The following is a 24,369-nucleotide window of genomic DNA, read 5'->3' as shown; positions in this document are numbered from 1 at the left end:
TGGATAGATGGAAAAATGGCTTCTCCTTTACCCTCGAAAACGGTTTCGCCGAAGAAGAAGTTGAATTCGACATAAACCGTGCGGGCGCCCGGAGGTGGAATATCGAATTCCACGCTCCGGCCGGCCGAATGCCGAATTCTCGTTCATTGTCTCGGCATTCTATTACTTCACGCACATGGATGACAAGGTGCACATTTCTTGCCGGAGTGTGGCGTCCGGCACCCCTCACAGAGCCAGCTCGACCCGGTACTCCGCCAGCCAGGTGTTGAGCTGGAGCACCATCTCCATGCTCGCCCGCTCCACCCAAGCGAAGGCGCCGCTCGGAGCCGCCGCCGCGCCCAGCGCCGCCCGGGTCGCCTCGGCGTCCAGCAGCGGCGCGACCGGGGCCGCCCGGTCCGCGGCCACGTCCCCGAAGCGCTGGCGCACGAACTCGCCGTAGGCCGCCTCCTGGACGGTCGGATAGGCGCTCTTGGGCCGGTTGAGCACCCGCTCCGGCAGCAGATCGGCGACGGCGGCCCGCAGCAGGCTCTTCTCCTGGCCGTTCACCCGCTTCAGCTCGGCCGGCACGTTGTACACGTACTCCACCAGCGCCCGGTCGCAGAACGGCGGGCGTAGCTGCACCCCGTGCGCCATGCTCATCCGGTCGGCCCGGTCCAGATGGGTCGGGGCCCAGCGGGTCAGTGCCAGATAGGTGACCTCGCGCGCCCTGCGCTCGGCGGGGCCCTCCCCGGCCACGTGCGGGACCTCGGTCAGCGCGTCGCGGTAGTGCTGGTCGGCGTACTCCATGAAGTCCAGCTCCTTGCGGAGCGTGCGGTCCACCAGCGAGCAGCCGAGACCGCCCGCGGCGGCGTCGTGCCCGCGCTCGAAGGAGACCCACGGGAAGGTCGTGGAGTTGCTGTGGTCCGGGTCGTACGCCCAGAAGTAGCCGTTGAACACCTCGTCGGCGGTCTCCCCGGAGAGCACGGTGGTGATCCCGGCGCCGCGCAGGGCCCGGAAGAACAGCAGCAGCGAGACGTCCATGTCACCGAGCGGGGACGGCGCGTCCTGGCTGCGCAGGGCGGCGGCGTGCGTCTTCGGGTCGGCGAGCGCCGCCGTGTCCAGCAGGATCTCGGTGTGCTCGGTCCCGATGTGCTCGGCGGCGAGGGCCGCGTAGGGCGCGTCCGGAGTGGCGCGCATGGTCGGGTGCGGCTCGAAGTTCTCCGCGTAGCCGGAGAAGTTCACCGAGAACGACCGCAGCCCGCCCCCGGCCGCCCGCCGCTCGCGGGCCGCGAGCGCGGTCAGCGCGCTGGAGTCGATCCCGCCGGAGAGCATCGCGCCGACCGGCACGTCTGCGCGCAGATGCGTGGCCACCGCCTCCGACAGCAGCCGGCGCACGGTGGCGACGGTGGTGTCCGGGCCGTCGGTGTGCGGCCGGGCGGGCAGCGACCAGTACCGCCGGTGACCCGTACCCGGGGCGCGCACGGTCATCGTGTGGCCGGGCAGCACCTCACGCGTGCCCCGGAAGATCCCGGTACCCGGCTTGCGGCTGTGCGCGAACAGCTCCCGGAGCCCGTCGCCGTCGACCACCGGCCGCAGCGCCGGGTGGGCCAGCAGCGCCTTGGGCTCGGAGCCGAAGACCACCCCGGACGGGGTCAGGAAGTAGCACAGCGGCTTCACCCCCAGCCGGTCGCGCACCAGCAGCAGTTCCTGCCGTCGTACGTCCCATACGGCCAGAGCGAACAGGCCCTCCAGCCGCTCGGGGAACGCGGCGCCCCACTCCAGATAGGCGTGCAGTGCCACCTCCGCGTCGCCGCCGCCGGTGAACCGGTGCCCCTTGGCCGCCAGTTCACGGCGCAGCTCGGTGTGGTTGGTGACAGCCCCGTCCAAGGTCAGCACGGCCATCGGGCTCCCGGCCTCCGACTCGACCACGGCAGGCTGCGCCACCTGCTCGGGGTGCCCCGGGGCGAGCAGGGCGAGCCGCCGGTGGGCCAGCGCGGCGTGCCCCTCGATCCACTCGCCGAAGCCGTCGGGACCGCGGTGCGCGAGCGCCGCCGCCATGGCCCGTACGGTGGGCGCCTCCGGTGTCAGGTCCCGCTCGAAGTCCACCCAGCCGGCGATTCCGCTCATCGTGGGGTCCTCTCGTTCGCTGCGTGTGAAGTGGGGGCGTGCGAAGTGGATGTGTCTGGTGTGGAGGCGTCCGATGCGGGGGCGCTGCTCCCGGCCGGGAGGTGGGTGACCTCGACGAACGACAGCCCGTGCCGGGTCACGGCCGCCCGGAACGCGTCGAGCCCCGGCGCCCCTTCGCCGCGTACCGCGATGCCGAGCCGGCGCGGGGCCGCCTCCCCGTAGCGGCGGTACAGCTCCAGATAGCCGTGCGCGGTGCGCTCCGCGTCGTCGACCAGGGAGAACCGCACCGGCCGCCGCTGCCCTCGCCAGGTCAGCTCGCCCGCCGAGCCGCCCGCGAAGTTGTGCCGCCAGCCGCTGCCGGTCGCCACCACCAGCGCGCCGCCGAGGGTGTGCACCCCGGCGGGCACGGTGTACGGCCGTCCGCTGCGCCGCCCCGTGAAGTGCAGCAGCGCGAGCCGCTCGGCCATCGGACCGGGCGCGGGCGCGGACAGCAGCTCCCGCATCCGGGCGTCGGCCGTGGCCCGCTCCTCGCCCTCCGGCAGATCGCGTACGACGACGGGGCTCACGACACCACCACCGCGGCGGCCGTCAGCGCGCATCCCGCGACCGCGAGGCAGGTGCGCACCAGATGCCAGCCGCGCCAGGCCGGACGGGGATCGCGCCAGCTGGGGCCCAGGTCCTCGGGCCGGGTCCGCTTGACCACCCGGTTGATCGGCACGTTCCGGGTCTGCGACACCACGGCCACCCCGGCCATGCACAGGGCGGCGACCGCGAACAGCGCCCGGGGGCCGCCCGAGGCCCGGATCGCGAGCCCCACGTCCACGGCCGTGGAGCCGGTGACGATGAACGGCATGATCCGGTCGTAGCGCCTGCCGAGCAGGATGTGCGTGGACACGTACCGCTCCGGTGTCATCGCGATCAGCGCGGGCATCACGCTCACCGCGACCGCGAAGAGCACCCCCGCCACCAGGCCGGTGCCCGTCAGCACCAGCACACTCAAAGCCTCCACCACCGCTTCCGCCCTCCTTCGGTCCCCGCGCGTCCCCAGGACCCGTTCTCAGCCTGCTCCGGGCCTCTTCAGGGCCTGCCATCGGCTCGAACCTGTCAGCCGTACCTCGGACGGCACTCGAATCCGCCTGGGAGCGTGCCCCTCCGCACCCGTTCCGTTCGCCCGCGCCGCGAGCCCGGTTCGAGGTCCCGGGTGTTGCATCGGCCCGCCGAAACCCGACGCATTCCCACACCTTCGAGGAGCCGGTATGGCGGACGAGACGACCGAAGTACTCATCGTGGGCGGCAGCATGGTGGGCCTCGCCCAGGCCCTGTTCCTCGCCCGGCAGGGCATCCGGCCGCTGCTGGTGGAGCGGCACGCGGAGATCTCAGCGCACCCCCGGGCGCAGGCCGCGAGCCCGCGGACCATGGAGCTGCTGCGCGCGCTCGGCCTGGAGGACGCGGTACGGGCGCGGGAGAACCCGCACGCCCAGTACGGCGACATCCTCCAGGCCGAGTCGCTCACCGGGGCCGAACTCGGACGATTCGACGGCCCGTTCCGCCACGACCCGAACGACGTGGGCACCACCGGCTGGACCCTGATCGGGCAGGACCGTCTCGAACCGGTGCTGCGGGAGCGGGCCGAGGAACTCGGCGCGGACATCCGGTTCGCCACCGAGATGACGGAGTTCACCCAGGACGCGGACGGCGTCACGGCCGTCCTGCGCGACCTGGGCGACGGCTCCGAGCGGACCGTGCGGGCGCGGTACCTGGTCGCGGCCGACGGCTCACGGGCGCCGGTCCGCACATCGCTCGGCATCGGCCGGCACGGGCCGGGAGTGTTCGGCCGGCAGATGAACATCGTCTTCCACGCCGACCTCGACCCGTACGTGGCAGGACGCACCTTCTTCCTCTGCTTCGTCAGCAACCCGACCGTCAAGGGGGTACTCGGCAAGCTCGGCGGCGCGGACTCCGACCGCTGGGTGCTGGCGCCGAGCCTGCCGCCCGGGGCCGACCACCGCGCCTACGGCACCGAGGACTGCGTGGAGCTGGTGCGGGCCGCTGTGGGGGTCCCCGATCTGCCGGTCGCGGTGGAGTCGGCGACGAGCTGGGAGATCGCCGCCTGGGTGGCGGACCGCTTCCGCTCCGGGCGGGTGCTGCTGGCCGGTGACTGTGCGCATGTGATGCCGCCCACCGGAGGGTTCGGCGGCAACATGGGGATCCAGGACGCGCACAACCTGGCCTGGAAGCTCGCGCGGGTGCTGCGCGGAGAGGCGGGTCCCGGTCTGCTGGACACCTACGAGCAGGAACGGGCGCCGGTCGCGGAGTTCACCGTCGACCAGGGCGTCATCCGCTACCTCCAGCGCAGCGGCCTCGACGAGGCGGCCGCGGCCCGGCACCGTCCCGAGACGACGGTGCTGTTCGGCCACGTGTACCGATCGGACGCCGTCATCGGCGAGGCCGGCGACGACGGCACCGGCGTGGTCGAGGACCCGACCACCCCCAGCGGCCGCCCCGGCACCCGCGCTCCCCACCTCCCCCTGGTCCGGCAGGGCAAGGAGATCCCCCTCCACGACCTCCTCGACGGCGACTTCTGGCTCCTCGCCGGCCCGAACGGCACCGCCTGGCAGGAGCCGGCGGCGACGCTCGGCCTGTCCTTCCACCGCGTCGGCACGGAGGAACCCCCCGAGGTCGTCGAGCGCTTCCTCGCCCGCTACGGCGTCCAGGACACCGGCGCGGTTCTGCTCCGCCCGGACGGCTTCATCGCCTGGCGCGGCACCGACCTGCCGGAGCACCCCGCCGAGTCCCTGATGACGACCCTGGACACGGTGCTGCACCGCACGGCCCCCCAGGGCCTGTCGTAGGTTCCGCCCTCGCCCACACCACGGCCGCGGCGCTCCGGGACGGAGCACCGCGGCCGTTCGATACGCGCGGAGCGCGCTTCCAGGGGCAGCGAACGCCTACACCCGGTCCAGGATCGCCCGCAGGGCCGTGATCGCCGCGCGGTCGACAGGCCCACCGCGCCCCGCGGTCGTACGCCAGCCGACGAACCCGTCGGGCCGTACCAGAACCGCCCCGCCGGCCAGCAGGCCGTACCGGCGGCGGAAGGACCCGTCCTGGTCCCACAGCCTGGTGCCACGGCCGATGCGGACGACCTTCAGGCCGACACCGAGCCGCGCGGCCTCCTGCTCCACCGCCCCGGTCCACCGCCCCGCCAGCTCGTCCACGAGCAGAGTGAACCCGTCGCCGTACAGGTCGATGACGGACACCGGCCCATCGGGACCGTCGAGCTGGAAGTGCGGGGCGCGCGCACCGGGCCGCGCGCCAGGATGCGCAGGATCCTCCACGATCGAGTCGGGTGCCCCCTCCTCCAGGGCGAAGGCCCCGGAGCGGTAGCAGTACCCGAACGTCATGGTCGTCTCGTCCAACAGCTCGTCGGCGACCTCCTGGTACTGCTTGCCCTCCCGCACCGCGAACCGCAGCATCGCCTGCCGGACGGTCTCCTCGGCCACCGGCCGCCGCTCGGCGTCGTAGCTCTCCAGCAGCTTGGGGCCGGCCGTGCCGGACAGCACCAGGGCGAGCTTCCAGGCCAGGTTGTACGCGTCCTGGATGCCGGTGCTGGCGCCGAAGGCCCCGGTGGGCGGCATCACATGGGCGGCGTCACCGGCAATGAACACCCGGCGGGTCGCGAAGGTGTCCGCCACGCGCGCGGAGATGTCCCACGCGGGCATGTCCACCGACTCGATCTTCAGCGGCATATCGGGCACCCCGACCGCGGCCCGCACCAGCGCGGTGCAGCGTTCCTCGGTGAAGTCCTCGGCGCGCTGGCCCTTCTCGGGGAAGAAGGAGACGTTGATGACCCAGCGGCGGTCGTTGTCGATCGGGATGATCGTGCCGCGAACCTCGGGGTTGTTGACGTACGCCGCGATGATCCGGCGGCCGCGCAGCGCCTCGGTCAGGTCGGCCTCGAAGAAGAAGCTGACGAGGTTGGTGATGGTGCCCCGGCCGTGCGCCCCGATGCCCAGCATCGCGCGCAGGGGGCTGCGACTGCCGTCCGCCGCGATCACGTAGTCGGCGTGGATCTGTGAACGTGTGCCGGTGGCCAGGTCGGTGGTGCCGACCAGCACTCCCGCCCCGTCCTCCACGTACTCCTGGATCGCGTCGACCCGGGTCGAGAAGCGGACGTCCGCGCCGGCCTCGACGGCCCGCTCCCGCAGGATCGGCTCCAGTTGGTTCTGGTCGATCAGCGTCCACCGGGTGGGGCTGATCCGCCCGATGTCCTCCGGGGACGCGCTGGGCATCCGTACGCGTTCCTTGCCGGCGAGGCTCTCGACGTGCACCAGATCGGTGTTGCCGGAGATCGGGGAACGCCCGGCGCGTACCCGCTCCTCCATGCCGACCGCGCGGTACAGCTCCATCGTCCGCGGGTTGATGGCGCGGGCCTTGGGGTGGGTGGAGGTGTCGGGGTGGCGTTCCACCAGGGTGGCGCGGACGCCGTGATGGGCGAGGAAGACGGCCGCGGACAGTCCGGTCAGCCCGCCTCCGACGATGAGCACAGGGGTCCGGTGCGGCTTCATGCTGCCTCCTTGTGGGCGGTGACCAGGGTGTGGGTACCGAGCAGGGGCTGTGTGTCGCCGTCGGTGAAGCCGGCCCCGCGCAGCCAGGCCCGGCAGTCCGCGACCCGGTACTCGGAGCCGTCGGGGCTGACCAGCCGCATGTGCAGGCTGCTGAGCAGCCGCTCCGGGTCGCTGCGGTCGTCGTCGATCATCCGGTCGTAGACGAGGACCGTGCCGCCGGGCCGCACCGCCTCGAAGACCCGGCCGAGCAGCTCGCGCCGCCGGGCGGCGTCGAAGCCGTGCAGGATGTGGCCGAGGATGACGACGTCGGCCGGCGGGATCGGGTCGGTGAAGAAGTCGCCGCCGGCGAAGGCGACCCGGTCGGCCAGGCCGAGGCCGCCGATGTGCTCGGTGAACAGCGGCCGGGTCCGCTCCAGGTCGAAGCAGGTCGCCCGCAGATGCGCGTGCGCCCGCACCAGTACCGCCGCGAGGTTGCCGCGTGCGCCGCCGAGGTCGACGAATGAGGAATGGCGGCCCCAGTCGAGGCGCCGGGCGAGTTCGGCGCCCATCCGGTCGCTGTACGCGTCCAGCCCGGCCAGGAAGCGCTTCATCTTGGCGGGGTCCTTGTGCCGGTCCCCGACGAAGCCGCCCTTGTCCGGGTCGAGGTGCTGGGGCTCGCCGGAGCGCAGCGCCTCGGTGAGCCGGCCCCAGGTGCCGTACAGCGTCTCGTTGGTGAGCTCGACGAAGCCGCCGAGGTAGGAGGGGGACTCCGGCACCAGGTAGGCCTGCGCCAGCGGGGAGTTGCGGTAGCGGCCCTCCGTGCGCTCCAGCAGACCGAGCCCGACCAGGGCGTCCAGGAAGTCCGGGACCATGCGGTGGTGGGTGCCGGTGCGCCGGGCCAACTCGGCGGCGTCGGCGGGACTTCCGGCGAGCGCGCCGAACACGCCGAGGGTCACTGCGCTGTGCAGCACCTTGGCGGCGCAGTCGGCAATGGTCAGCCGGATCAGCGGTCCGGGGTCGACCGCCGGGGCCGTCTGCGGGTCTTCGGTCGTTGTCACACGAGCCTCCTGGTCTGCCTCTGCCTGTTCTTCGGCCTGGGTCCTGCGTCGTACGGCTGTGCAGTGCCGACGATGGTCGCGAGCCGTCGATTCGGGCTCGAAGGGCGCTGAAGGGTGGCCGGGGCACGGAGGCCGACGTACGTGAGCCGCCCTCCCGTGCGGGAGGGCGGCTCACGGTCAGTAGGTGACGGGTGGTCAGTTTTCCTCGGCGGCCACCTCGTGACCCCGGTGGTCCTCGCCGCGCAGCGGGAGGTTCTTCATCGTCAGGGCGGCCAGCAGCCCCAGGAGGAGGACCGGTACGGCGGTGAGGAAGACAGGCGTGAGCGCGGCGGCGTACGACTGCTCCACGGCGTTGCGCACGGGCTCGGTGAGCCGGTCCAGTGTCTCGGTCGAGTTCAGCGTGTCGGGGTCGATGCCGCGCAGCGCGTCCGCGGGCGTCCGCTCGGCGATCTCCTCGGTGAGCCGGCTGTAGAAGATCGAGGCGAACAGGGAGATGCCCACGGTGGTGCCCAGCTGCCGGGCGAAGGACACCGTGGCGTGGACCGCGCCGATGTCGTCGCGGGGCGCGGTGTTCTGCGCGGCCATGGTGAGCACCTGCATGTTCAGTCCGGCGGCGACGCCGAAGACCAGCATGTAGCCGATGACCACGGCACGGGAGGTCCCGGTGTCCATGGTGGCCAGCAGCAGTGCCCCCACGATGCCGATGGCCATGCTGAGCACGGGGTACCACTTGTAGCGCCCCGTCTTGGTGATCGCGGTGCCGCTGATGACGGAGGAGGCGACCAGGCCGAACATCATGGGCAGCAGCACCACACCGGACATGGTGGGGCTGGCGCCGGTCACCACCTGGATGTAGATCGCCAGGAAGTTGACCGAGCCGAGGAAGACGATGCCCGCCGCGACGCTCACCAGCACGCTGACGCTGAAGGTGGAGTCGCGGAAGAGGTGCAGCGGGATGACGGGTTCGGCGGCGCGGCGCTCGGCGGCGACGAACGCCACGGCGAGCAGCACCGCTCCCGCGGCGAGCCCGAGGATCCGCCAGTCCAGCCATGCGTACTTCACTCCGCCCCAGCTCGCGGCCAGGGTGAGCGCGACGATCGCGGCGCTGAGCAGGACGAAGCCGGTGTAGTCGATGTGCGCGGGCCGGTCGGCGCGGGGCAGGTGCAGACAGGTGGAGACCAGCACCAGGATCACGATGCCCACGGGCAGGTTGAGCAGGAAGACCCAGTGCCAGCTCAGCAGGTCGGTGAGCGCGCCGCCGACGGCGGGCCCGGCCAGTGCGGCGAGCGCGAAGACGATACCGAAGAGGTTGAAGTACTTGGCGGCCTCACGCGGGTTGAACAGCTCCCCGATGATGGCGAGCACGGAGACGAAGAGACCGCCGGCGCCGATGCCCTGCACGGTGCGGAACAGGATGAGCTGGTCCATCGAGTGCGCGGCGCCGCTCAGCGCGGAGCCGGCGAGGAACACCGCGACGGCGATCAGGAAGATCTTCTTCCGGCCGAAGAGGTCGCCGAGCTTGCCGTAGACGGGCGTGGTGACGCTGGCGGCGATGATGTACGCGGTCGTCACCCAGGAGAACACGTCGAGACCGCCGAGGTCCCCGACGATGCGGGGCAGCGCGGTGGCCACGATCTGCGAGTCCAGCATGGCCAGGAAGACGGCCAGCAGGCAGGCGGTGATGACGGGTCGGATGCGGGTCCGGGGCGGGGAGCCGACAGCGGTGAGCGGGCTGTCGGTCCCGGTGGTGCGGGAGGGCACGGTGATTCGCCTTTCGGGCTGGAGTGGGTGCCATCCCCGTCCCGCCGGCCGGGGCCGGCCGGCGTCGTCTGCGGTGTGGGATCCGTCAGGGGATCGCTGTGGTCCGTGGTGGGGTGCGCCGTACGGCACGAGTGCCTCTCGTGCCGTACGGCGGGTGGCCCGGCCCCGAGCGGGGGATGATCGTGACCGGCCACGTCCTCGGAGGCGGCGGGTCGCCGGTCCCGGGTCAGGGGACGAGGACGACCTTGCCGAGCTGGGCCCGGGCCTCCATCAGTTCGTGTGCCTTGACGGCCTCGTCGAGGCCGAGCCGCTCGTGGATGATCGGGCGCACCTTGCCGGTGGCGATCATGTCGAGCAGGTCGCGCTGTCCCGCGGCGATGGCCTCGGGCTTGTTGTAGAGCATGGCGTAGAGGGCGAACCCGGCCACGGTCTTCATCCGGCTGAGCATCAGCGGGTGGACGGGCTGGATGTCACCGCTGGCCGAGCCGTAGAAGACCAGCCGGCCGAACTGGGCGGTGAGGGCGACGCTCTTGGTGAGGATGTCGCCGCCGACGGTCTCCAGGACCACGTCCACGCCGCGGCCTTCGGTCGCGGCCCGGACCTGCTCGTCCCAGTCGTCGTCGGTGTAGTTGATCGTGACGTCGGCACCGAGGTCACGGACGAAGTCCAGCTTGGCCTGCGTACTGGCGGTGGCGATCACCATGCCGGCACCCATCGCCTTGGCGATCTGCACGGCGATGTGGCCGACACCCCCGGAGGCGGCGTCGATCAGGATCGACTCACCGGGCTTGAGCTGACCGGACTCCTTGATGGCGTGGTACGCCGTCTGGGCCGGGCTGGGCAGCAGGGTCGCCTCGGCGGCGTCCATGGTGTCCGGGATGGTGATGGCCCAGGCGGCGTCGGCGGTCACGTAGTCGGCGTAGGCGCTGTGGTCGACGTCGACGACGATACGGTCCCCGACGCTGACGTTGGTGACGCCCTCGCCGAGTGCCTCGACGACGCCGGCGACATCGCCGCCGGGGGCGCCGGGCAGCGTGGCGTGGCCGCCGATCGGGATGCCCTGACGGCGCTGGACCTCGGCGAACGTGACGCCGACGGCCTCGGAGCGGATCAGCACTTCGCCCGGTCCGGGCTGCGGCTTCTCCGCCTCTTCGACACGCAGCACCGAGGGAGCTCCGTGCTCGTAGTGGCGGACGATGCGCATGGTGTTCTCCCAACTAGGAGGTGTTGTCGAGCTGCGGACGAATCGTCGCGCGGCTCCGCCCAGGGATCCGGGTTACATGGAGTGGTGCGCCGACAGCGGTCACATGCTGTCGTGCCTCTTTATTGCATGCTATCTAGCACGCATTTGTCAACTGCACATCGATGATTGGGTGCATTGACTGAGAGGTGGTCAGGGAATGAGCACGACACGGCCGAGCTGGGAACGCGACTCCATCAGCTCGTGCGCGGCCGCGGCGTCCTTCAGCGGCAGCTCGGCGTGGACGACGGGACGGACCTTGCCGGAGGCCACCATGTCCAGCAGCTCCCGGGCACCCTTGGCCATGACGTCCGGCTTCTCGCCCATCACGCCCCACATGCTGAAGCCCATGACGATGCGGTTGTCGAAGATGTCGCCGACCTCGATGGCCGGCAGCTCGCCACCCGCAGCGCCGTACACGACCGTCCGCCCGAACTGTGCGGTGAGGTTCACGGACTTGGTGAGGATGTCCCCGCCGACGGTCTCCAGAGCGACGTCCACGCCCCGGCCGCCGGTCGCGGCGCGGACCTTCTCGTCCCAGCCGTCCTCGCCGTAGTCGACGGTGACGTCGGCGCCGAGCGACGCGGCGAAGGCCAGCTTCTCCGCTCCGCGGGCCGCGGCGATGATCTGCCCCGCGCCGAGCGCCCTGGCCATCTGGACCAGCAGATGGCCGATACCGCCCGCGGCGGCGGTGATCAGTACGGACTCGCCGGGCTGGAGCTTCGCCGCCGTGACGATCACGTGGTAAGCGGTCTGGCCGGGGATGGGCAGCGAGGTGGCCTGGCCGGCGTCGATCCCCTCGGGGACGGCGAACAGCCAGCCGGCCTGGGCGACGACGTACTCGGCGTATCCGTCGTGGGCGACACCGGTGACCACCCGGTCACCGACTTCCACCTGGTCGACGCCGTCGCCGACCTGCTCCACGACGCCCGCGACATCACCGCCGGGCGAGCCGGGAAGGGTGGCGGGACCGCCGACCGGGATGCCCTGACGGCGCTGGCACTCGGCGAAGTTGACCCCGACCGCCTCGGTGCGGATCAGCACCTGGCCGGGACCGGGGACAGGGGTGTCGGCCTCTTCCAGCCGCAGCACCGAAGGGGCGCCGAATTCGTGGTGTCGGACGATGTGCATGGATGTACTCCTCTTTCTGGGGTTTCTCGGGTGCACTACGGAAATTTCCTCGGCGTGCACGACAGGGGTTTCTCCTGCGTGCGTTACGGCGTGCGGGTATGGGGACGAGCCGGATCAGGCCGGTGTGAGTTCGACGAGCGAGCGCACCGGTCCCAGGCCCACCACTCGGCGCAGCGAGAGCCCGGCCTCGGCCGCCAGCTCGCGCAGCTGGTCGGTGGTGCGCATCCGCCCGCCCAGATAGACGAGCATCCGCAGGTCCAGATCGGTCTGGTCGGTCTGTACGTCGAGCAGGCCCTCGAGGACCATGACCCGGCCGCCCGGACGGACGGCCTCGGCGCAGCGCCGAAGGATCTCGGCCGCCCGGTCGTCGGGCCAGTTGAGCAGGACGTTGGACAGCAGATACACATCGCCGCCGGCGGGCAGCGGATCGAAGAAGCTGCCGACCACCGCACGGCAGCGCTCCTGGAGGCCGGCGGCCGCGAAGTCCCGCTCGGCCGCCGCCGCGGGCCCCTCCAGGTCGAGCAGGGTGCCCCGCGCGCCCGGGGTGGCGTCGACCACGGCCGCGAGCAGGTCGCCGCTGCCGCCGCCCACGTCGACGACATGCCGTACGGCCTGCCAGTCGCCCTGGGCCAGCAGCTCGGGGACGACCCAGCGCATGCTCGCCGCCATCCGCCGGGCGAAGGCCTCCGCGAGCGCGCCGTCCGACTCGACGTCCGTCCAGAACTCCCGCCCGTACAGCGCGGAGTAGACGGGTGAACCGGAGCGCACCGCGTCGAGCAGGCGGAACACCGCGGCCTCGCCCCGGCCCGTCGGGCCGTCCAGGCGGAGCCAGTCACGGCCCGACTCCGGGACGTCGTGGCGCAGCAGGGCACCGAGCTCGGTCGCCTCGTAGCCTCCTTCGGGCAGCGGGCGGTAGATCCCGGCGTTCACCAGGTGGCCGAGGAGACGGCCCAGAGCGGTCGCGTCCACGTCCGCCGCACGGGCCAGCGTCTCGACTGTGACCGCCCCGGCGGCCATGTGGTCCGACAGTCCCAGAGTGGCGGCCACTCTGATGGCCATGGGGGTGATCAGGTCGCTCTTCTCCATCAACTCCTGAGACCAGGGCGGCTTGCTCACTTCGTCCTCTCGCGTGCGAGCTGTGGGGGCTGGGGAAGGTGTCACGTCGGCCGCAGGGAAGTACCGCCCTCCGGCCGATCTCAGCCTTCGTCAGACGGTGCCGAACCAGGTGGTGACGGCTGCGGTCAGTGACTCCCGCAGTTCCGCCTCCGGCATGTCCCGGTCCGCGGCCCAGGCGACATAGCCGTCGGGGCGGACCAGCAGACCGGCCAGCTGCGGCTCCTGGGCGCACTCCGCCCGGACGTGCTGGAGCCGGCCTGCCCAGGAAACGCCCGCGGCCCACTTCTCGTACACCTGGCCGATCTGCGCGTCGCCGGTCAGATCGAGCAGCACGCCGGTGCCACGCTTCAGGTACTTGGGCAGGGGCCGGACGCCGTCCTCGGTGTTCAGCTCCAGGTCGCGGGCGAAGTCGCCGAGCAGCCGGTGCTCGGGGCCGTCGATCGGGTAGCGGACGGTGACGCCACTGAGCATCTCGGCGAGGTACCGGTTCACCTGCTCCTTGCGCATGAGGTCGGTGAAGAGCTCGCGCAGCGGGGTGACATACGGGTCCGGGTTCATCAACGCGATCTGCGCCCGGGTGTTGGCCAGCACCTTGCGGGCCGGCGCCTGGCGCTCGCGGTCGTAGCTGTCGAGCAGGTCCTCGGGAGCCCAGCCGTGCACCGCGGCGGCGAGCTTCCAGCCGAGATTGAAGGCGTCCTGGAGGCCGAGGTTGACGCCCTGGCCGCCGACCGGGAAGTGGGTGTGGGCGGCGTCGCCGGCGATCAGCAGCCGACCCTCGCGGTAGCGGTCGGCCTGGCACGCGGAGTCGGTGAAGACGGAGAGCCAGCGCGGCGAGTGCGCACCGAGGTCGCTGCCCCAGATCTCGCGCAGGCTCGCGGTCAGCTCGTCCAGGGTGAGCTCCGCGCCGGGCTCCCGCTCCGCCTCGAAGTCGAACGTGGACACCCGGTGGTAGGTGTCGTCGAGCGGCACGCAGAACAGCAGGCCGCGTTCGGTGCGCTCCATGCCCATGGGGGCGTTCTCGCGGTCGGCGAGGATCACGTCACCGAGCCGGGCGGTGACCCGGCCGCCGGTACCGGGGAAGGCGATGCCGGCCTCCCGGCGGACCAGGCTGCGACCACCGTCACAGCCCACGGCGAACAGGGCACGCACGGTGTAGGTGCCGTCGGGGCCGGTCACCTCGGCCTCGACGCCGTCGGCGTCCTGGCGTACCGCGGTGACCTCGTGGCCCCGCCGGATCTCGGCGCCGAACTCGGCGGCGCGCTCCTCCAGCAGGCGTTCGGTCCTGGTCTGTTCGGAGAGCAGGGCGTAGCCGTGCGCGCTGTCGAGGGTGGAGAAGTCGACCCACTCGTCGAGGCCGGCGAAATGGCCGTTGTTCCAGGAGCGGGCGCCCTCACGGAACCGCTTGAGCAGGCCGCGCCGGTCGAGCGACTCCAGGGAGCGGGCGTGCAGCCCGAAGGCCTTGGAGTGTGGGGTGCGCTCGGGCAGCCGTTCGAGCACGACGGCCCGGACGCGGGCGATGCGGAGTTCCGCGGCGAGCAGCATGCCGACGGGGCCGCCGCCGACGATCAGCACGTCGAAGTCGACGTCGGTGTCGTAGGCGATCTCTAAGCCGCGATCGGACTCGGGGGGCACGGGATGGGGCATGGGGTCCTCCGACGGACGGTGATAGATGTTCGACAGCAGGTATATGCTTTAAGTCATGCAGTGGATTGAGAGCATACAGATGCTCGCCTGCCGTAATCAACTCGCTTAGAATGGGGACATGGACACTTCGACCCAGCCCCCGCCGCGGGCAGCGGATCTGCTCGACGCTGTCGGCCCCGCCTTCTCCCGACTGCGGCGTGCGCAGGCGCTGAACGTCGAGAAGCAGGTGTCCCGCAAAGACCTCACGAGGACGCTGGTTCTCAACATCGTCCAGGACGGGCCCGACCAGGAGGGCCAGGAGATCACCGTCGGTGTCGTGGGCGAGCGACTCGCCGTCGACCCCTCCGTGGCGAGCCGGATGGTCTCGGACTGCATCACCGCCGGCTATCTGATCCGCGCGGCCTCACAGCGCGACGGCCGCCGTACGATCCTCCAGCTCACCCCGGAGGGGCACGAGACGCTCGCCCGCTTCCGCCACCACCAGCGAGCGGCCTTCGAGCGCATCACCCAGGACTGGCCGGAGGAGGAGCGGCTCGAATTCGCCCGCCTGCTCATCAAGTACGTGGACTCCGTGGGCGAGTTGCAGCACGAATCCGGCTCCGCCTGACCGTCCGGCGAGCGCACGGAAGGGCCCGCGGCGACGACCGCCGCGGACCCCGGTCCGCTACCTCTGCCCCGTACGGGATCCCCGTGCGAGAACTTCGCGCAGTACCGCCGTGAGCACCGCGGTCTCCTCGCCCTCCGGGTCCGCGCCCGGCGACCGCCATGCGACGACACCGTCGGGCCGTACCAGTACCGCCCCCTCGGGGCGCAGACCGCCGTAGCGCTCGCAGAAGGTGCCGTCCGGGTCGGCCAGCGTGCCCGCCCCGCCGCCCGTGCCCGGCACCACCCGGCGGGCCACGAGTTCCAGGCCCAGCCCGGCGGAGGCGGAGGCGGCGGCCGAGATCCACTCGCGGCCGCGCTCCCCGGTCAGCAGGACGAAGTTTCGCCCGAACAGGTCGAGCGTGGAGACGGGTTCGGCGCCCCGCGACAGCATCGCGTACGGCGCCCGGGTCCCCGGCTCCCCGCGCAGCGCCCGCGGATCGGAGGCGACGGGAAGATCCGCGCCGCCCGGCTCCGCGACGACCGCGGCGGAGCGGTACGCCTGGCCCGACGTCACCGTCACGGCGTCCGCGACGGCGGCCCGCTGCTCCGGGGTGGCGGTGCCGGAACGCAGGGCGAGCTGGAGGGACCCCTGCTCGGCCGTGTAGCTCGCCACGGGTCGCCGTTCGGCGTCGTACGTCTCCACGAGGCCGGCACCCGCGACGCCGTCGACCACCAGGGCGAGCTTCCAGGCGAGGTTGTGGGCGTCGGCGATACCGGTGTTGGCTCCGTAACCCCCGGTCGGCGGCACCACATGCGCCGCGTCCCCGGCGAGCAGCACCCGCCCGTGCACGAAGCCCTCGGCCACCTGCTCCGCCATGTCCCAGGGGAAGCGCGAACGGATCGTCACCTCGACCCCGGGCGCTCCTACGGCCGCCTTCACCAGCTCGGCACAGCGGCCCTCGGTGAAGTCCTCCAGGCTTTCGCCGTCCTCGGGCCTGTACCCGACGATCAGCGTGCCCCCGGTCAATGTGTCGTCATGCACGAGGATGCCGGTGACCTGGTCATTCTTCACATGGACCACGCTGTAGCGGCGCTCCCCGAGCACCGGGCGCAGATCCGCGCGGAACGCGATGCTCACATGCCGGGACAGCACCCCGCGCCCCTGCCGGGGCACCTTCAGCGCCTCCCGCACGGTGCTGCGCGGCCCGTCGCAGGCCACCAGATAGGAACTGCGGAAGGTACGGGTGCCGGCGTCGTCACCGAGGACGGCGGTCACCCCCTCCGGGTCCTCCGTGAAGGACAACAGCTCCGTACCGAACCTGAGGTCGGCGCCGAGCTCCACGGCCCGGTCCCGCAGCAGAGGCTCCAGCCGGTCCTGCGGCAGCAGGAGCAGCCGGGAGGGGGTGAGGTCGCCCAGGTCGTCGTCGCCCTCCAGCTCCTCCTTGCTGAACAGCACCTCGCCCGCCAGCGAGGTCACCCCGGCACGAGTGCGGTGGGTGGCGAACCCCGCCGCCTCCCGTACGGCCGCGTCCTCGACGCCGGCCTGACGCAGCAGCTCCCCGGTCCTGGGGTAGTAGCCGACGGCCCTCGGATGGACGGAGGTGCCGGGATGGCGCTCCACCATGGTGCACCGGACCCCGTGCCGGGCGAGGAACAGGGCGGTGGACAGCCCGACGAGGCTGCCGCCGACGATCAGTACGGGTGCGCTGTCGGAAGGATCGGAAGCGGTGGTCATCGCACAGTCCCTCTCTGGGGTGTCGGCCTCGGACATCGGCTTTCGGAACGGACGTCGGTCCTGCTCACGGGGTCGGCAGCCCGGCCCGCCCCAGGGCCAGGTAGTCCACGACCTCCCAGTGCTCCGCGACCTTGCCGCGCTCGATGCGGAACTGGTCGCAGGTGCGCATCCGAAGCGGCAGCCCGGAGGGGCCGCCCCCGCTCCATGCGCCGGTGAGCGTGCCGGTCCAGGTGACGAAGACCATCACCCGGTCGTCGGCGGCGACGATGTGGTCCACGGTGGTGACCAGGTCGGGAAAGGCGGCGATGTTGTCCGCGAAGAACGCCTTGAACGCGTCGAGCCCGTCCGGCACCGCGTCCGTACGCATGTTGTGGTGCCGGTAGTCCTGGTGGTAGTAGCGCTCGGCCAGGTCCAGCCGGTGCTCGCTGAAGACGTCGCGGTACGCGCCGAGGACCAGGTCCGCGTTGGCCCGCTCGATGTCGCTGTGCGGGCCGTGCAGACCGGGGGCGGCCGGCCGGCCGCTCTGTTCCGGCCCGACGTCCAGGCCGTGCGCGGCGAGCACGTCCCGGTCGACCACGTTCCAGTGCTCGGCGACCCCGCCGTCCCGCAGACGGTACAACTCGGCGGTGTGCAATCGGAGTTCGGCGCCCGATCGGGTGCGTCCGGTCCAGGTCGCGAAGAGCATCACCCGGTCGTTGTCGGCCACCAGGTGGTCGATGTCCGCGCGCAGCTGCGGGAACGCACGGTCGGATGTCCGCCAGCCCGCCGGGTCGTGCTCGACGCAGTCGGCGTGGAAGAAACGGCCCGCCTCCTCGAGGCGGCGCTCGCGGTAGAGCGTCCCGTACAGCTCGCGGACCAGCTCGGCGTTGCGCGTGCGCTGCCCGGCGGGGATCACGGTGGTCATGGGGTCCTCTCGGCTCGGCTCTTGAACAAGGGGAGGATCGGGGGAGGGCGACCGCTCAGGCCTTGAGCGCGTACGTCGACCAGTGGGAGTCGGCCTCGAAGCCGAGCTTGCGGTTGAGCGCGACCACGGCCGTGTTGGCGGTGTCGTTGAAGACCTGGACCAGCGCGAGCCGGCTGTTCTCCCGGGCAGCCCCGAGCAGCAGTTCGGCCTTCAGCCAGGTGGCGAGACCACGCCGCCGGTGCTGCGGCAGCACCAGCGTCTCGCCGACGTCCGCCATCGGACCGCTGCGCACGAACACGGTGGCGTACGCGACGATCGCGGTGCCGTGCTCGGGCAGCGCCGCCACCACATGGGGCAGATGCCCGGCCCGCTCCGCCTCGGCCTCCCGCGCCCGTACGTCGTCGGCGGCAGGACGCCGCACCCGGGCCTGGCCGTTGACCCGTTCCTCCAGCGCGCTCCAGGCCCGCGCATAGGACTCCACCAGGTCGTCGGGGCAGGACCCCTGCCACGCCACCAGCCGGTACCCGGGGACCGGCCGGGCCGCCGCGGCCCGCATCACCTCACGGGCGGGCCCGGCCAGACGCAGCCGATGGCGCACGCTCTCGCCGATGAGCTCCGCGCCGAGCTCCGCCGCGAAGCGCTCACCGGCCGCCGCCCTGGGAGCATCGGCCAGCAGCAGATCCCGTCCCCGCTCCCGCAGTGCCGCCAGCCCCGCGGCCGCCAGGGCCCGCCCGGCACCACGCCGCCGGAAGCCGGGGAACACCCACAGCGAACCGTGTCCCGGCCCGCTCGGATCCCCCAGGTCGAGCCCGAGCTTCAGCACCCCGGCCGGGGTGCCGCCGTCGTACGCGACGAGCACGATCCGCTCGGTCCCGTGCCGCCGCTGGAACAACCGCGCCAGCAGGGCCTCCGTCACCGGTGGATCACCGGGCAGCTCCAGGCTCATGGTCTCCCGGAACCCGGGAAGCAACGCGGCGACGGTCGCCGGCTCATCGCCGTCGAGGCTACGAATCTCCATACCCCACACGGTGGCCCGGACCTCTCGAAGCACCGTCGAGGACAACTCGACACCGGGCGCGCGCACCGGCGCGGAAACGGGACGGGCCCCGTCGCCCTCCAGGACTGCCTGGAAGGCGACGGGGCCCGGTACTACGGGTACTACGGGGGACGCCGATCGGACCCGTCAGGCGCCGCCCGTCACGCGGAGCGTCTCGCCGTCGGTGTTGCCGTTGGCGGCCGAGCCGAGGAAGACGACAGCCCGGGCCACGTCCTCGGGCGCGGACATCCGGCCCGACGGCAGGGTCTTGCCCTTCTCCTCCAGGAAGCCCGGGGGCACGTGCGCCCGCACGGTCTCGGTGCTGGTCTGCCCCGGCACCACCATGTTGACCAGGATCCCGTCGGGTCCCAGTTCCCAGGCCAGGCTGCGCATCAGCCCGAGATACGCGGACTTGCCCGCACCGTACGCCCCCGCCCCGGCCTTGCCGGTGTCCGCGAGGCCCGCGCCGAGCAGCACGACCCGGCCCCACGGCCGCCCGCGCATCCACGGCAGCACCGCCTGCAGCGTGTGGAACACGGCGTCGACGGACGTGCGCAGCACTTCCTGCCACTGCTTCGCCGGTACGTCCTCGAAGTGCGGCACCGGCTGCCCGGGCCGCGGGATCGCCTCGCTCCAGACCACCGCGTTGGCCACCAGCACATCGATGCCGCCCCACTCCTCGGCGACCCGCCCCACCGCGTCCCGTATGCACCGCTCGTCCGCGAGGTCGTAGCGCACCACCAGCGGTGTCCCGCCCGCCTCGGTCACCAGCCGCGCCGTCTCCCGGGCTCCGTCCTCATCGCTGTGGTACGTGATCGCGACCTTCGCGCCCTCCTCCCCGTACGCCACGGCCGTGGCCCGGCCGATGCCCGAGGAGGCGCCGGTGACCAGTACGACCTTGTTTTGCAGATCCGTCCTCATGACTCCACCTCGGTCGTCGTCGGGGCACGGTGGCCGATGCTCCGCGCGTGCCGGAAGAAGTCCTCCGGGTCGTAGGCCCGCTTCACGGCGCGCAGCCGGAGACGGTTCGCGCCGAAGTACTCCGTCTCCCAGTCCCCGTCCACCCGTGAGCTGGGGAAGTTGATGTACGAGCCGCAGGCGAGCGGCTCGAGTGCCGTCGCCGCACGGTCCGCCAGCGCGGTCAGCCGCGTCGGCGCCGCCGGGTCCGCCGCCACCTCGCGGCAGGCGAACTGACAGCCGATCAGGAACCGTGCGTCCCGGTGGGCGTAGGCGGTCGCGGTGCTCGGCACCCGGCTCGCCGCACCACCCAGCGCGATGCACAGCAGATAGCGCTCCTGGCCCGCCGCGTCGAGCTCGGGACCCCAGGCGTCGAGGAGCGCCGCCGACTCCGCCCGGGTCGCGGCCCGGCCGGTCAGCCGGTAGCTCTGCCGGGTGTACGGATGCCGGTGCCCCTCAGCCTCGGGACCGGTTCCGGTACGACGGCACTGGGCCACCGTCTTCGAGCCGCACAGCGCCTCGTGCATCACCTCGGCATACCCGCCCCGCGCACCGACGGTCCGGCTCAGCGGCTTGCTCCCGGCCCGTTCCGCCAGTTCGTCCAGCCCGGCGCGCAAGGTCTCGTCCGGGCCCAGGTGCACACCCCAGACCTTGACCACGGGACGCCCGCCGGGCCCGAACATGCCCGGCAGCACCACCAGCGAGGTGCCGAGCTCGTCGGGGCCGTCGACGGCCCACTCCTGCCAGGCCGTCAGCACCTCCACGGCGTCGTCGTACGCCCACAGCGTCTCGAAGCCGGTCATCACGGGGGCGTCGATCGGATGCACCTCGAACTCCGTGACCACCCCGAAGGTGCCTCCGCCGCCACCGCGCAGCGCCCAGTAGAGATCGGGTTCCTCGGTGGGCGAGCAGCGGACGGTCCGGCCGTCGGCGAGCACGACGCGAGCCGCGGTGATCCGGTCGCTGCCCAGTCCGAACCTCCGCGTCTGCCAGCCGATCCCGCCACCGGTCAGGAATCCGCCCGCGGCGACCGTGGGAAACGTCCCGGTGACGATCTGCCGCCCCTGGGACCGCAGGGCGTCCAGCGCGTCCAGCGACTGGACACCCGCCGCGAGCCGCACCACGGGCCCCTCGGCCACGGCGTGATTCATCCGGGACAGGTCGACGACCAGGCCCGTACCGGTAGACCAGCCGTTGAAGCTGTGGCCGCCGCCCCGGATGTGCGCCCGCACCCCGTGCTCCCGGGCGTGGCGCACGCACAGTGCGACATCCCGCTCGGAGGCGCAGTACGCGACGGCGTACGGCTCGATCGTGTCGTACTCGGTGTTCTGGAGCTGTCGGGCCAGAGCGAAGCCCGCCTCGTGAGGCAGAACCAGGTCGCCGTCGAGCCGGTCCCGCAGCGCCGCCGCACGCATCAGTCGTCGACGCCGTACTTGCCGGCGGTCACCTTGGAGCCCGCGTGCCCGCGCAGCTTGGTGCCCTGCGGATCGAAGAACTCGGCGCCGCCGGTGCCCTGCCACTCGGTGTCCGAGACGAACTCGCCCGACACCCGGACATGCGCCTCCCCCACGTGGTTGCCCTCGGGGTCGGCGGCCAGGATGTGGAAGCCGTACTCGAAACTGTCCGGGCCCGTGGTACGCCAGGACCCCAGGCCGATGTTCTTCGTGTTGAGCTGGGTGGAGACGACCGAGCCGTCCGCGGAGAAGCAGACGAGCCCGGGGACCGTCTTCCCGTCGTCGTCCAACTGCGTGGTCCAGGTACCGACCAGCCGTGCGTCGCTCATCACAGATCTCCTCGATTCTCCGGGGGAACGGGCGGAGTGGGATGTCCCGGCCAGGCTTCCGGCCGCCTCTCAAGGCCGGCTCGAAACACCCTGTAGCCGGGCGGGTCCTGCTGCGGCGGACCGCACAGGGGACCGGACTCCGGATGCCAGAGCCCGGCCACATGCATGGAGCCCAGGGCCACCAGTCCCCGGTACGACGGCAGCAGGAGGTAGTGCACCAGCACCCGCCACACAGCGCCCGAGGCGGTGCGGCGGGGCGGGACGGCGATCTTGTCGGGATGCCCTTCGGGCAGGAACTCCGGGTCGAACGGACGCGGGGACATGGCACTCCTGGAGGTGCATGCGCGAAGTCGTCAGGCGGCGCGGACGGCCATCTCCACGCCGCCGTCGAAGGGAAGGGGCAGCGACACATAGCCGCTGCCGGAGAGCCGGACATGGGCGAGGAACTCCGCGCACCGCGCCGACACGTCGCGCACTCCGTGAGCCACCACCACGGCACCCGGCAGCATCCTGGGCTCCACCAGCTTCAGCAGCGCGAGGAAGGACTCCGGCGGACCACCGAGCAGCAGCAGATCGACCGGTCCGGGCACGGTCGCCAGCAGCCGCTCGGGACTGCCCAGCCGTACCTGGGCGTACTGTCCGAGTCCGCCCTTCTCGACCGCGGCCGCGACGGCCTCGGCGCGTTGGGCCTCCGGCACGCAGCAGATGACCCGGCCCCGCCCGTTCTCGCTCATGGCCGCCGCGAGCCCGGCGGTGCACGACTCGTCCGGACAGCCGATCTGGAGCACATTGAGCGGTCCGGCAGCCAGCACCAACTGCCGCAGCAGGGTTCCGGTGGCGGTTTCGCAGGAGGGCTCGGCGGAACATCCGACCGATGAACCGGCGGAAGATACGGCATTGGGCATGCGGAACTCCCCGTCACGAGTGTCGAGACATTCGACGTCTCCCGGCCGAGCGTCACAGATGCCCGCCGCCATGAGCGACGGCCCTGGACACCGTCCCGAGCGGGATTCCAGCGGCGCCCCAGACCCGCTCCTGGTGGGTCAGGGGCACGGATCGCTCGCCCTGCGGCGCGCGGCGTCGTACGGAGGCACGGACGGACCTGAAGGAGACAATCAGCAGGCCGAGGAGGCGGTGATCCGGCTGGAGCACGGGCAGCCGATCCGCTTCGGCGTGGACGGTGTTCTCCTGCAGGTCGATCCGCGTACGAATACCTGGTCGCTCTCCGAGCCCAGCACCACGGGAGCACCACGGGACCTGTGCGCCGTGGGAACTGTGCGCCGTGGGAACTGTGCGACGTACCGATGGCCTGACCGCACCGCAGCGGGTGGGGTGCGGGGCTCCGGGCGCGATTGCGGCTTATCGGGTCTGAAGCCGGGTGCTAGACCGGACATCACGGGCGCGAGCACGACGCATCTGGGCGGCGTGTGCACGGCGCTGCCCGGATCTGTGGTTCGAGTCCCTGGCCGAGCGGCCATCGCCACAGCGCGGCAGGGCGGAAGGGCGGGGCAACGGCACGGTATGCGGCTCACTGATTCCGAAGGAGACCCCTATGCCCGTCACCAACGAAACGTCGGCCATCCGGCCGTTCACCTTCGAGTTCTCCGATGCGGAACTCGGAGATCTGCGTGCACGCATCCTGGCCACCCGCTGGCCCGACGGGGAGACCGTCAAGGACCAGTCGCAGGGTACGCAGCTCGCGACGATGCGGGAACTCGCGCGGTACTGGGCGGCGGAGTACGACTGGCGCAAGATCGAGGCGCGGCTGAGGGCCCTGCCGCAGTTCATCACGGAGATCGACGGACTGGACATTCACTTCCTGCACGTCCGCTCGCGGCACGAGAACGCTCTGCCGCTGATCGTGACGCACGGCTGGCCCGGCTCGATCATCGAGCAGCTGAAGATCATCGAGCCGCTGACCGATCCCGCGGGCCACGGCGCGGACGTGTCGGACGCCTTCCATGTGGTCATCCCGTCGCTGCCCGGACACGGGTTCTCGGGCAAGCCGAGCGCGGGCGGCTGGAACCCCGAGCGCATCGCGCGTGCCTGGGCCGAGTTGATGCGGCGCCTGGGGTACACGAGGTACGTGGCGCAGGGCGGCGACTGGGGCGCGCTCGTCACCGATCTCATGGGTGTGCAGGCGCCGAAGGGGCTCCTCGGCATCCACACCAACATGCCCGGCGCGGTTCCGCCCGCCATCGAGCAGGCGATCGCGGCCGGCGAGCCGCTGCCCTCCGGCCTGTCGTTCTCCGAAGAGGAAAGGCGCGCGGTCGAACAGTTGCAGTTCTTCTACAAGCATGTCGCCTACGCCCTGATGATGGGGTCGCGTCCGCAGACGCTGACCGGGCTGGCCGACTCGCCCGCCGGTCTGGCGGCCTTCATGCTCGACCATGACGCGGCCAGTCTGGAACTGATCTCCCGGGTCTTCGCCGGACAGCCCGAAGGCCTCACGCGTGACGATGTCCTCGACAACGTCACGCTCTACTGGCTGACGGGCACGGCGATCTCCGCCGCGCGTCTGTACTGGGAGAACGCCCAGACCGGTACCCCGTTCTTCAGCGTCAAGGGCGTCTCCGTCCCGGCTGCCGTGAGCGTCTTCCCCGACGAGCTCTACCAGGCCCCGAAGAGCTGGGCGGAGCAGGCGTACCCGAACCTCGTCCACTACAACAGGCTCGACAAGGGCGGCCACTTCGCGGCCTGGGAACAGCCGGGTCTCTTCGTGAGGGAACTCCGGGCGGGCTTCCGTTCGCTCCGCTGACGGCACCGGCA

The 24,369-nt window shown here is 71.8% G+C and carries 21 protein-coding genes; 3 read left to right on the top strand and 18 right to left on the bottom strand.

The genetic code is table 11. The features are described 5' to 3' along the window. Window positions 1-225: 225 nt before the first annotated feature. Genes asnB through IE242_RS15960 form a run of 3 tightly spaced genes read right to left on the bottom strand, consistent with a single transcriptional unit; the run spans window position 226 to window position 3,118 of the window. Window positions 226-2,106 (bottom strand): asparagine synthase (glutamine-hydrolyzing), encoded by a 1,881-nt coding sequence (gene asnB, locus IE242_RS15970; protein WP_189859642.1) that lies wholly within the window; start codon window positions 2,104-2,106, stop codon window positions 226-228. Next, on the bottom strand, window positions 2,103-2,672 hold the full coding sequence (locus IE242_RS15965) for a PNPOx family protein (protein WP_189859640.1): 570 nt from the start codon (window positions 2,670-2,672) through the stop codon (window positions 2,103-2,105). Before IE242_RS15965 ends, asnB begins: the two co-directional genes overlap by 4 nt. Next, a complete protein-coding gene (locus IE242_RS15960) occupies window positions 2,669-3,118 on the bottom strand; it encodes an anthrone oxygenase family protein (protein ID WP_189859638.1) in 450 nt (149 codons plus the stop codon). Before IE242_RS15960 ends, IE242_RS15965 begins: the two co-directional genes overlap by 4 nt. A gap of 244 nt (window positions 3,119-3,362) precedes the next feature. Here IE242_RS15960 and IE242_RS15955 point away from each other — a divergent pair, with 244 nt between their 5' ends. Further along, window positions 3,363-4,958 (top strand): FAD-dependent monooxygenase, encoded by a 1,596-nt coding sequence (locus IE242_RS15955; RefSeq protein ID WP_189859636.1) that lies wholly within the window; start codon window positions 3,363-3,365, stop codon window positions 4,956-4,958. 96 nt (window positions 4,959-5,054) lie between these two features. Here the strand turns inward: IE242_RS15955 and IE242_RS15950 are convergent, their stop codons facing one another. The 7 genes from IE242_RS15950 to IE242_RS15920 form a co-directional block, all read right to left on the bottom strand. After that, the gene (locus IE242_RS15950) at window positions 5,055-6,758 is read right to left on the bottom strand and encodes an FAD-dependent oxidoreductase (RefSeq protein WP_373299527.1); all 1,704 of its coding nucleotides are present in this window, start codon (window positions 6,756-6,758) and stop codon (window positions 5,055-5,057) included. Then, complete coding sequence (locus tag IE242_RS15945; RefSeq protein WP_189859632.1) at window positions 6,668-7,708, bottom strand: methyltransferase; 1,041 nt, start codon at window positions 7,706-7,708, stop codon at window positions 6,668-6,670. Before IE242_RS15945 ends, IE242_RS15950 begins: the two co-directional genes overlap by 91 nt. Window positions 7,709-7,903: 195 nt before the next feature. Beyond that, entirely contained in the window at window positions 7,904-9,469 is a 1,566-nt protein-coding gene (locus IE242_RS15940; RefSeq protein ID WP_189859630.1) for an MDR family MFS transporter, read from the bottom strand. Between the two features lie 226 nt (window positions 9,470-9,695). After that, window positions 9,696-10,673, bottom strand: a complete 978-nt coding sequence (locus IE242_RS15935) for a quinone oxidoreductase family protein (RefSeq protein ID WP_189859628.1) — start codon at window positions 10,671-10,673, stop codon at window positions 9,696-9,698. A gap of 189 nt (window positions 10,674-10,862) precedes the next feature. Beyond that, entirely contained in the window at window positions 10,863-11,840 is a 978-nt protein-coding gene (locus IE242_RS15930) for a quinone oxidoreductase family protein (RefSeq protein ID WP_189859626.1), read from the bottom strand. A 114-nt stretch (window positions 11,841-11,954) separates the two neighbouring features. Beyond that, window positions 11,955-12,926 (bottom strand): methyltransferase, encoded by a 972-nt coding sequence (locus IE242_RS15925; protein ID WP_189859624.1) that lies wholly within the window; start codon window positions 12,924-12,926, stop codon window positions 11,955-11,957. 120 nt (window positions 12,927-13,046) lie between these two features. Then, a complete protein-coding gene (locus tag IE242_RS15920; RefSeq protein WP_189859622.1) occupies window positions 13,047-14,600 on the bottom strand; it encodes an FAD-dependent monooxygenase in 1,554 nt (517 codons plus the stop codon). Window positions 14,601-14,718: 118 nt separating this feature from the next. On the opposite strand from IE242_RS15920, the gene IE242_RS15915 reads away from it, so the two are divergent. Continuing rightward, entirely contained in the window at window positions 14,719-15,207 is a 489-nt protein-coding gene (locus IE242_RS15915; RefSeq protein ID WP_189859621.1) for a MarR family winged helix-turn-helix transcriptional regulator, read from the top strand. A 57-nt stretch (window positions 15,208-15,264) separates the two neighbouring features. Here IE242_RS15915 and IE242_RS15910 read toward each other — a convergent pair whose 3' ends face one another. From IE242_RS15910 to IE242_RS15875, 8 genes are all read right to left on the bottom strand, one after another. Beyond that, the gene (locus tag IE242_RS15910) at window positions 15,265-16,920 is read right to left on the bottom strand and encodes an FAD-dependent oxidoreductase (RefSeq protein ID WP_189859620.1); all 1,656 of its coding nucleotides are present in this window, start codon (window positions 16,918-16,920) and stop codon (window positions 15,265-15,267) included. A 64-nt stretch (window positions 16,921-16,984) separates the two neighbouring features. Next, window positions 16,985-17,824, bottom strand: a complete 840-nt coding sequence (locus IE242_RS15905; protein WP_189859619.1) for an ester cyclase family protein — start codon at window positions 17,822-17,824, stop codon at window positions 16,985-16,987. 55 nt (window positions 17,825-17,879) lie between these two features. Beyond that, window positions 17,880-18,842 carry a GNAT family N-acetyltransferase gene (locus tag IE242_RS15900; RefSeq protein WP_189859618.1) on the bottom strand — a complete coding sequence of 321 codons (963 nt, stop codon included), beginning with the start codon at window positions 18,840-18,842 and terminating at the stop codon, window positions 17,880-17,882. 165 nt (window positions 18,843-19,007) lie between these two features. Continuing rightward, window positions 19,008-19,781 carry an SDR family NAD(P)-dependent oxidoreductase gene (locus IE242_RS15895; RefSeq protein ID WP_189859617.1) on the bottom strand — a complete coding sequence of 258 codons (774 nt, stop codon included), beginning with the start codon at window positions 19,779-19,781 and terminating at the stop codon, window positions 19,008-19,010. Further along, a complete protein-coding gene (locus IE242_RS15890; protein WP_189859616.1) occupies window positions 19,778-21,232 on the bottom strand; it encodes an FAD-binding oxidoreductase in 1,455 nt (484 codons plus the stop codon). Before IE242_RS15890 ends, IE242_RS15895 begins: the two co-directional genes overlap by 4 nt. Next, a complete protein-coding gene (locus IE242_RS15885) occupies window positions 21,232-21,600 on the bottom strand; it encodes a hypothetical protein (RefSeq protein ID WP_189859615.1) in 369 nt (122 codons plus the stop codon). The genes IE242_RS15890 and IE242_RS15885 overlap by 1 nt, the downstream gene beginning before the upstream one ends. After that, window positions 21,600-21,923: a hypothetical protein gene (locus IE242_RS15880; protein WP_189859614.1), complete on the bottom strand. Its 324-nt coding sequence runs from the start codon at window positions 21,921-21,923 to the stop codon at window positions 21,600-21,602. The genes IE242_RS15885 and IE242_RS15880 overlap by 1 nt, the downstream gene beginning before the upstream one ends. A 30-nt stretch (window positions 21,924-21,953) precedes the next feature. Then, entirely contained in the window at window positions 21,954-22,505 is a 552-nt protein-coding gene (locus IE242_RS15875) for an O-methyltransferase (RefSeq protein ID WP_189859613.1), read from the bottom strand. 647 nt (window positions 22,506-23,152) lie between these two features. Between IE242_RS15875 and IE242_RS15870 the strand changes: the two genes are divergently transcribed. Next, entirely contained in the window at window positions 23,153-24,358 is a 1,206-nt protein-coding gene (locus IE242_RS15870) for an epoxide hydrolase family protein (RefSeq protein WP_189859612.1), read from the top strand. Window positions 24,359-24,369: the final 11 nt, after the last annotated feature.

The organism is Streptomyces poonensis (assembly GCF_014650915.1).
GTDB lineage: Bacteria > Actinomycetota > Actinomycetes > Streptomycetales > Streptomycetaceae > Streptomyces > Streptomyces poonensis.
This window is presented reverse-complemented; position numbering and strand designations above follow the sequence as displayed.